General features: G+C 29.3%; 7 protein-coding genes and 1 pseudogene. All 8 read left to right on the forward strand.

The annotated features are described in order from the left end of the window. Positions 1 to 51 precede the first annotated feature (51 nt). A complete protein-coding gene (locus HMPREF1252_RS07330) occupies positions 52 to 753 on the forward strand; it encodes a response regulator transcription factor (RefSeq protein WP_008902466.1) in 702 nt (233 codons plus the stop codon). Then, complete coding sequence (locus HMPREF1252_RS07335; protein WP_023060029.1) at positions 750 to 2,963, forward strand: HAMP domain-containing sensor histidine kinase; 2,214 nt, start codon at positions 750 to 752, stop codon at positions 2,961 to 2,963. Before HMPREF1252_RS07330 ends, HMPREF1252_RS07335 begins: the two co-directional genes overlap by 4 nt. 56 nt (positions 2,964 to 3,019) lie before the next feature. Then, the gene (locus HMPREF1252_RS07340) at positions 3,020 to 3,679 is read left to right on the forward strand and encodes a response regulator transcription factor (protein ID WP_023060039.1); all 660 of its coding nucleotides are present in this window, start codon (positions 3,020 to 3,022) and stop codon (positions 3,677 to 3,679) included. Beyond that, positions 3,672 to 4,649, forward strand: coding sequence for a HAMP domain-containing sensor histidine kinase (locus HMPREF1252_RS07345; protein WP_023060021.1), 978 nt, complete (start codon positions 3,672 to 3,674; stop codon positions 4,647 to 4,649). Before HMPREF1252_RS07340 ends, HMPREF1252_RS07345 begins: the two co-directional genes overlap by 8 nt. A gap of 99 nt (positions 4,650 to 4,748) precedes the next feature. Beyond that, positions 4,749 to 5,438 (forward strand): ABC transporter ATP-binding protein, encoded by a 690-nt coding sequence (locus HMPREF1252_RS07350; RefSeq protein ID WP_023060024.1) that lies wholly within the window; start codon positions 4,749 to 4,751, stop codon positions 5,436 to 5,438. Further along, a pseudogene (locus HMPREF1252_RS07355) lies at positions 5,425 to 7,919 on the forward strand (FtsX-like permease family protein). The gene HMPREF1252_RS07350 and the pseudogene HMPREF1252_RS07355 overlap by 14 nt, the downstream one beginning before the upstream one ends. Positions 7,920 to 8,151: 232 nt before the next feature. Continuing rightward, on the forward strand, positions 8,152 to 8,802 hold the full coding sequence (locus tag HMPREF1252_RS07360) for a response regulator transcription factor (RefSeq protein ID WP_023060035.1): 651 nt from the start codon (positions 8,152 to 8,154) through the stop codon (positions 8,800 to 8,802). Position 8,803: 1 nt separating this feature from the next. After that, a partial coding sequence (locus HMPREF1252_RS07365) for a HAMP domain-containing sensor histidine kinase (protein ID WP_023060027.1) occupies positions 8,804 to 9,524 on the forward strand: 721 nt, incomplete at its 3' end.

Raw genomic sequence — 9,524 nt, forward strand, 5'->3', positions numbered from 1 at the left:
TTTTAAGAAATTAAGACTTATTTATTTGATAGAATATAGATGGAGGTTACTATGGACGTATATAATATTTTAGTCGCAGAAGACGATAAAGAGATAAGAGATTTAATAGGACTTTATTTAGAAAGAGAAAATTACAGAGTTTTCTACGCAGAAGACGGAGAAAAGTGCCTGGAAATATTTGATAGAGAACATATTGATTTAATCATCATGGATCTTATGATGCCTAATGTATCTGGGGAAGATGCAATCCTTAGAATCAGAGAAAATTCTTATGTGCCAATCATAATTCTATCTGCCAAGTCCCAAGAATTTGAAAAGATAATCGGTTTAAATATCGGGGCAGATGACTATATGACCAAACCATTTAATCCATCTGAGTTAATGGCGAGGGTGGCATCACAACTTAGAAGAACTAAGAAGTATGTAAAAGAAAGTGCGAGCATCGTAGAAATCGGGAATTTAAAACTGGATAAGAATCAAAAGACAATATTTTTAAATAATAAAAAGATAGATTTAACAAATATTGAATACCTGATTCTAGAGTTTATGATGAGTAATCCAAACGTCGTATTTTCAATAGATAAAATCTATGAAGAAGTTTGGAATGAGCCTGCGATAGATCCTAAGACAGTCACTGTTCACATAAGAAGAATTAGAGAAAAGATTGAAGCTGATCCACAAAACCCAATCTATTTAAAAGTTAAATGGGGAATGGGATATATTTTTGTAGATCCGAGAAAGAATGATAAATGATGAAGAAGATATTTAAAGAGTACAAATATGTACCGATTGTGACGATTATACTTCTCATAATTTCTATTACCTCAGCTAGCATTGTAGGAACTATAAAGTCTCAATCGAAAACTAAAAATCTATCTGGACAAATTAAATATTCTATAAATGACCAGATAAATTTAAGTCTTTATAAACTTCTTGATATGAAGACTGAATTCTTCTATGATTACGCAATAAAATCCATAAAAAATGATAGCAAAATTGTAAATAGCAGCTTCTACTACGAATCAAAAGATGGTAAGCTTATGATTTATAAGACCAGCGGAGGAATTCTATATTCTGGAGAAAAGGGTGAGACCATTTCAGAAGAAAAGGATGATGGATTCGTAATCAGTGGAGATGGCTACAAGAAATTAGTTGATTTTTCTGGAAATGTTTCTGTTTTCTATGCCAACAAAGAAATAAATGAAACTGAAAAAGAAAAACTAGAAGATGAAAAATTTATCTATCCAAGATATCTAACCAATATGGAAGAGTTTTCTCCAATGGATCCTAGAAAGTTTGATAAAAAAATACATGGTCTAATAATAAAAGGTTCCTATGAAAATAAAAAGCTAAATCCAATTACAATTTCAAGAACCTATTCTGAAGATATCTTTAAAAAATATGATAAAAATATTATAAAGAGTTTTGAAAAGAGTGTACTAGATGCGGTTACAAATTCTTATTCTAACATAGACAATACGGATATTATTTCTCTATATTTTTATTATGGAGTGGATTATTCCAGCGAAAATTTTGCAAAACTATATAACAATATTATCTTTTCAGAGTATTATCAAAACCCAGTCCTAATTAGCGGATATGTGTTTTTAATAGCGATGGCGCTCTACGGATTGCTATTTGACATATCAGTAAGAAAATCTAAGTATGTAAAGACTGCCTTTAGAATCCCTGCGGAAGTGTTATTTCTATTGACATACTACTTCTTCATTATATTTCTAATTCATACTAATTATATAAATCTAACCCGGTTTGACAATACATTTAGAATGGACGGTAGCCTAAATACATTGGTGTTACAGTTTTATATCTTTGCATTAGTAGCATCTGCATTCGTATTTTTGAGTTTACTTTTCTTGAGGGATATTCTTAAAAATAAAATAAGGTCTCAGGTAGTTGAGCATTCACTAGCAAGTAAAATTTCTAGAGTTATAAATAAAAATTTCAGCCTAGAAAATTTATCCAACATCAAGATATTAATAATCTATATTTTGTTTATATTTGCCGGAATTATTGGAATTGAATCTGTAAATTACGCTTATAGAGGAAATATTTTTGCAATTTGGTTTATACTTATTACAGTATTTGCAATATATTTTGCAACCAATGCAAAAGATTATAAGAAGATAATGGAATATTCAAAATATCTAGCGGAAGGAAATTTTGAAAATAATTTAGAAGATATAGACGGCTACGAAAATGTGGTAGAAAACTTAAATAAGACGGGAAGAAACTTGGATAATATTTTAAGTGAAAAGTTGGATTCTGAAAAATTAAAATCTGAGCTAATAACAAATGTTTCCCACGATTTAAAGACTCCTCTCACATCGGTTATAAATTATTCAACCCTTCTAAAAGATGAAAATCTATCTTTAGAAAATAGGATAAAATATGCGAAAATTGTAAATGAGAAGAGCATGAAGATCAAGTATTTAATCGAAGATCTATTTGAAATATCTAAGATAAGTTCTGGAGAAATAGATGTGCACAAAGTAGATTTCGAATTAAATGAGATGCTACTTCAGATGATAGGCGAGTGGGAAGACAAGTTTAAAGAAAGAGGACTAGAAATAGTTTCAAGCCCAATAAACGTAGCAGAAGTAAACCTTGATCCAGATTTAATGTATAGGGTTTTCCAAAATATTTTTTCAAATATCTATAAGTATGCCTTAGAAAATACAAGGGTCTACGTAGATCTATTCGTAAATCAAGAGATAGCTATAATATTTAAAAATATTTCCAAAGAGGAATTAAATTTAAGTTCAAAAGAACTTCTAGAAAGATTTGTAAGGGGAGATAGCTCAAGAAAGACAGAGGGAGCAGGACTTGGACTCTCAATAGCTAAATCTTTAGTAGAAGTACAAGATGGAGAGTTCTATATAGATATCGACGGTGATTTATTTAAACAATCAATAGTGTTTAAAAATAAATTTATAGGAATATAATATTTCTATGTAGGAAAAAATTTAAGAACTCAAGCTTTGAAAATTGGAGTATAGAATTGAAAATATTAATGATTGAAGATGACAGCACAATTGCTTTTGCTGTTAAAACTTACTTAAACAAGCATAATATTGAAACTATTATTTATAACAATCTTTCTCAGACAGAGAATATTAATTTTAATGATTTTGATTTAATTCTTCTTGATGTTAATCTCCCAGATGGGTCAGGCTTTAATTTTTTAAAGTGGCTGAGGGGATTTTCTGACCTTCCTGTAATAATGCTTACTGTAAAAAATGAAGATGAATATGTTATAAAAGGTCTTTCCCAAGGAGCAGATGACTATATTACAAAACCTTTTTCTCTTCCTGTCCTAAAGGCGAGAATAGACAATGTTTTTAGTAGAAAAATTAAAAAAGTGAATGATCTGACTTTTGAAAATTTATCTTTAGATCTTATATCAAAACAAGCTTCGATAGATGGAAAAGATTTAGACCTTAACTTAAAAGAGTTTGCTATATTGGAAATGCTTTTAGAAAACCAAAATATAAATCTACTAAGAGAGCGAATTTTAGATTATGTTTGGGGTTATGATTTTTATGAAGTTAATGACAATACCCTAACTGTAACCATAAAAAGACTCAGATCTAAACTTGGAGATTACGGTAAGCATATAAAAACTCTTAGAGGAATAGGATATAGGTGGGACAATGAATAAAAACAAAAACATTTTACTTGTCTTAATTTTAAATTTACTAATGTCTTTGTTTGTAATTTATCTCAATCCAAGATTTGATATTCTAACTCTTATAGGTTTTTTACTTATAAATACAATTCTGTTTATAGCTATTTCAAAAATTGAAAAGAAAAAAGAAAAAGTTCTTGAGGATAAGATTAATAATATATTTAACCTTCTCCATTCATTGGATTTACACTCGGATAATTATGAAATTATAGATGATGAATTTGGAAAATTAAGAGATGAGATTATTAAAATTATTTTAGAAAACAAGAGGATTGCTGAAAATGCTGAAAAAAATAAAGAAATTTTAAGGGAATATACGGAAGATATTGCCCATCAAATAAAAACTCCTCTAACTGGATCTCTATTATTACTTGACTTATTAGAAGACGAAGAAGATGAATCGGTAAAAGAATATATATCTAGACTTAGGGACAATCTCCTTAGACTTTACAATCTATCCGATATTTTATTAAAACTTGCTGCCATTGATTCTGGCACAATTGAAATGACAAGAGACAGAGTTTCGGCTCGAGATTTAATTGATGATAGCATACGAAACCTAAAAGATTATTTTATTAATGATAATGTTGAAATTCCCCTTTATGGAAATGATTTTGATCTTATATGCGATAAGAAATGGACTTATGAGGCACTTTTCAATGTTATGAAGAATGGTCTAGAAGCTACAGAAGGTAGACAGATAGAAATTCAACTTAAAGAAACAAATCTATATAAAAGTATTTTTGTGGAAGATTTTTCTAAAGGTTTGGATCGTGAAATGTTAGAAAAAGTTTTTAAACGTTTTTACAAGATGGATCCAAATTCAAAAGGTTATGGAATTGGACTTCCTATGGCAAAATCTGTCATGGAAAGGCAAAATGGAGAGCTTTTATATCATAAGGGGAAAAAATCAAATGCCTTCGAACTAAGATTTTATAACTGATTTAATTATGGCTGTGTAAATAAAGCACAGTCTTTTTTTCTAGTCACTTTCCAGTCACTTAAGTCTAATATCATATAAGGAAGATAAGGAGGACTAAATATGAATATTGTAAAAACAGTAGATTTAACAAAAACTTACAATAGCGGAGTAGAAGTACACGCTCTATCAAATGTGAATTTTGAAATGGATAAAGGAGATCTTGTCGCCATTATTGGAGATAGCGGGTCAGGAAAGTCTACCTTGCTTCACCTATTAGCAGGAGTTGATAAACCAACAAGTGGGGATATTTTTATTCAAGATAAAAATATTACCAAGTTTAACAACGATGAGATGACAATCTTTCGTAGAAGGAATATAGGCGTTGTATATCAATTTTTTAATTTGATTCCAAACATCAACGTTCGAAAAAATATTTTGCTTCCTCTTTTGTTAGACAATAAAAAGGTAGATGAAGAATATTTAAAGGAAATTTTATCTATACTAGGAATAGAAGGAAAGCTTGATAGGTATCCAAAACAATTATCAGGTGGCGAGCAACAAAGAGTTGCCATTGCCAGAAGTTTGATTACAAGACCTGCCATAATCTTAGCAGATGAGCCGACAGGAAATCTTGATAGAAAAAATTCTGAAGAAATCACAGGACTTTTTAGACTAGTAAATAAGAGATTGAACTCTACGATTATGATTATCACCCACGATGAAAAGGTTGCGAATGCATGTGATAAAGTTTATAAGATGATTGATGGTAGGTTAAGTTTCTTGGGAGATGAGTCTTATGAAAATTATTAACGATCTTGCCAGTGGAGCTGTTAAAAATAAAAAAAAGACACCCTAGCCATTAAAATTTCCATACTTTTGGCAGTAATTTTACTAGGAACTGTTATTTTTATTTTCGACTCAATAAACACTGAACAGTATGAATATGTAAAGAAAACTATTGGAGATTATCATGTAAATATAGGTGAAATTGACGAAAATTTTTATGATAAATTAAAAAACGATACAGACATAGAAAAAGTATCTTTTAATAAAATCATTAATACAGACTTAAATGCAGTTATATATGAAAATGGAGATTCCGAAAGTCTTCTGGGCTATGAAATCAAAAATGGTAGAAAACCGGAAAATTCAAATGAACTTTTAGTGCCAGAGAGATTTTTATTAAAAAATAAGGAGTATGATTTAGGTTCTGAGATAATTGAAAATAAAAAGACATATACCATAGTTGGTGTTTACGATGATTATGGATATTCTTTTGAAGATACTATGCTTATAGGTTTAGCAGATAGCAATAAAAAGGATTATCTATTTGAAAACAATGGTGAAATAGAAGCGCAGATTTGGTATAAAAGCATAAGGGACACCTATACAAAGACTCGAAAAATTTTGTCTGAAATGAATATTGATGAGAAAAAAGCCTTAGATATTGGAAGAGTTTTTTACAACAAAGATATTTTAGAGCATAGTATGGTTTATCCCAAAGGAATTATTCCACCTAAAAGCGTAATCAATTTAGCTATAGAAAAATATGGGATGGCTTTCTTTCTCTGCGTACTTTTTGCCTTTATTATATATGGTGCTTTTAATGTATGGAATAATAGAGATTTAAAAGAAATTGCTCTTTTAAAAAGTACTGGGATGACTAAAAAGCAAGTTAGACAAATGATTCGAAAGAAGGCATCTAAACTTTCAATCTTGCCAATAGCTTTAGGGACAGTCTTATCTTGGGCTTTTGCAAATCTACTCCTATATTTGTTGTGGTTTAACAATTCTATCTCTTACAAAAAAATGTCAAATATTTTAGGCGAAAGTCTAAAATCTCCAGACTTTAATTTAGTAATACCAAGTATTGGATCTATTTTAATAATTATTCTGTTATCCTTATTAATGGTTTATTTTTCAGCATTGATTCCTGCAAAGAAAAGCTCAAAGATAAAGGTTATTGAGGGATTAAATGGCATTACAGAAAAAAATATTAAGTTTGGTAAGTCAAAAATAAATGGACCTATAGAAAAGACTTTAGCAAAAGATTATTATAGGTCCTATCGTTCAACCTATCGAATTATTGTAATTTCAATGGCTCTATCAGCCTTTGTACTTACCACAGTTTTAGTTAGCCAGTCATATAGAACTTTGAATGAAAAATATAATTCATATAAAAGTCCTTACAATTTTAACTCTAGTATTTATACTGACGATTTTTTGGATAAAAATTTTGTGGATGATATGGAAAAAGTTAAGGGTATAGAACAATTTCATATCTATCAAAGAGTAGATACAAAGTTTTATGTTGGTGAAAATGAAGACTTTATTTCTAAAGATTTAAAAAATTCTCTAGATAGTGGTAAAAAATCCAGTGATAAACTTTATGCTAGTATCTATGCACTAACAGAAAAAGATTTTAAAAACCTTTTAGAAGTAAATAATATTACAAATGCGACTTATGTTTTAGTGAACAAAGTATCTAAAGATAATAGTACGCCTTATACCTTTAGAGATTATATAAAAATTTCTGATAAGGAATCTGGAAATATTACTTTAAAATATAATGAAAAGGCAAAGGCTATGAAAATAAGAATTGACGAATCTATAGAAGAGATGCCTTATGGATTAGAGGCATATAAGTCAAATGAAATAGCTATTTACACAAGTGAAAGTAGTCTAAGAAATTTTATAGATGAGTATGGAATAGATGAAGCTAATCCTGTATATTATTATTTTGTAAAACTCAAAGCCGATAAAAATAAAGAAAAAGTATTTGAAGATGCCGAAAAAGTGATTTCGACCTATGTTCCAAAATCTGACCATGGCACTTCTACAGAAATTATAAAAGCTGCTATGAATAAAGAACAAACGAGAAATGAAAAACTATTAAATCTTGGCATCCAAATTATTCTTATAACCATCGCTCTTTCCAATGCCTATAATAGTTTTAAAGGCAACCTTAAAGCAAGAGCCAATGATTTTAAACTTCTATCAACAGCAGGTATGACAGAAAAACAAATGGAAAAGATGGTCTTCGGAGAGGGGAAAATATTGTTTAAAAATATTTTCTTAGCCTATATCTTTATGTTCATTATTGGAATTGCACTTAGAGCCTACAGGAGTAACTATGAATTAGAATTTGCGATAAAAGGTCTGATAACAAATATAAATTACATCCCTCTAATAATAGTATTTGTATTTATGATTGCAGGAGTTTTATTTGCAATAAAAAGTGGTTTTAAAACAATAAACGAAAACTCAGATAATACTTTCAAGAGTATATAAGAAAAAGGCTGTGAGTATTAAACTCATAGCCTTTTTTCTTTTCATGTTAAGATTTATGAAAGTATTTTTCTAAAATACCTAATTCAGAAAGCCCTTAAGGATATTTTAATATAATTGATAATGGTATACTATAAGTGTAAATATTGGTTAGTAGTATAAGATAGCTTATAGACGAATGATATAAAACAAAATATTTTAATAAATTTCAAAGTAAGTACATGAGAGGGTTAGAATGAAGAGTGTTTTGATTATAGAAGATAATAAGGAAATTGCCTTACAAATGGAAGAGTATTTGGTTAATAATGGTTATGAGGTAGAGATTGCATCATCTTTTTACGAAGCAAACTATAAGATGAATGTAGACATGGATGTGGCACTACTTGATATAAATCTACCAGATAAGGACGGTCAACATTTGATTAAAAAGTTAAAAGATAAGGACATAAGAGTTATTGTAACAACAGTAAAAAATGATGAAGATTTTATAATTGCTGCCCTAGATCAAGGAGCAGACGACTATTTAACTAAACCATTTTCTCTTGCAATATTAAGAGCAAGGATTGATGCAGCTTTAAGGACAATACCTTTAACTCAAGACAAAATCCTTACTTACAAGGAAATCAAAATAGATTTAAAAGAATCAAAAGTTTATTTTAAAGCTAATCAAATAGAGCTAACCCCACTTGAGTATGAAATCCTAGTTTTATTTATTAAAAATCCTCATCGAGTTTATACGAGAGGTCAGCTTTTAGAAATGTTTTGGGAAGACAGGGATAGGTTTGTAAATGACAATACTCTCACATCAACTATTAAGAGAATTAGAGAAAAACTTGATAAGGAAGTAATTTCTACTGTCAGGGGAATTGGTTATAGGATGGATTGAGATGCTATATGTATTTTGGATAATAAGTCTGGGACTTCTTTATTATTTTTTAGAAAAAAGAAAGAAAAATAGAATAAATGAGCTTATAGATCTGATAGAAAATATGAAAAATCAGGACTATAAAATTCCTATGAAGCAAGACGATTTTTCGATTTTAGAAGATAAGATTTACAAACTTTTTATAGAAATAATCGAAGCAAAAGAGACAAGTACTAGAAATAGTGAAAAGCAAATAGAATACCTAGAAGATATCGCCCATCAAATCAAAACTCCTATTACATCTATGCTTTTTTCCATAGAAAAATTGGAGATGGACTTTCCAGATAATAGAGATATAGAGATTTTAAAAAGGCAAACTATCAGATTAAACTCTTTGTCAGATATTTTGCTCAAGTTATCAAGCCTTGACGCAAATAAAGATATTATGAAAAAAGAAGAAATTTGTTTATATGAATTAGTGGATTATGCTTTAGATAGTTTGGATTTAAAGAGATCTATAAATGTAGAAATAGGGGAGAGTATAAAGGAAAATAGTATTTGTGGAGATTTTTATTGGCTGGCAGAAGCTCTCATTAATATTATAAAGAATGCTGATAATAGACCGACTTGTGATAAAATCTTGGTTTCATCTTATAAAAATCCCCTCTATACAAGCTTAACCATTGAAGACAATGGCGGAGGAATAGAAAAAGAAAATATCAAAAAAATCTTTAAACGCTTTT

It is taken from the genome of Peptoniphilus sp. BV3AC2 (genome assembly GCF_000478945.1).
Classification (GTDB): Bacteria; Bacillota; Clostridia; order Tissierellales; family Peptoniphilaceae; genus Peptoniphilus_B; species Peptoniphilus_B duerdenii.

What these genes read in the sequence shown, in the direction of transcription:
- HMPREF1252_RS07360 (WP_023060035.1), top strand. Translation starts at nt 8,152, where the DNA reads ATGAAGAGTGTTTTGATTATAGAAGATAATAAGGAAATTGCCTTACAA.
- HMPREF1252_RS07350 (WP_023060024.1), top strand. Translation starts at nt 4,749, where the DNA reads ATGAATATTGTAAAAACAGTAGATTTAACAAAAACTTACAATAGCGGA.
- HMPREF1252_RS07345 (WP_023060021.1), top strand. Translation starts at nt 3,672, where the DNA reads ATGAATAAAAACAAAAACATTTTACTTGTCTTAATTTTAAATTTACTA.
- HMPREF1252_RS07330 (WP_008902466.1), top strand. Translation starts at nt 52, where the DNA reads ATGGACGTATATAATATTTTAGTCGCAGAAGACGATAAAGAGATAAGA.
- HMPREF1252_RS07335 (WP_023060029.1), top strand. Translation starts at nt 750, where the DNA reads ATGATGAAGAAGATATTTAAAGAGTACAAATATGTACCGATTGTGACG.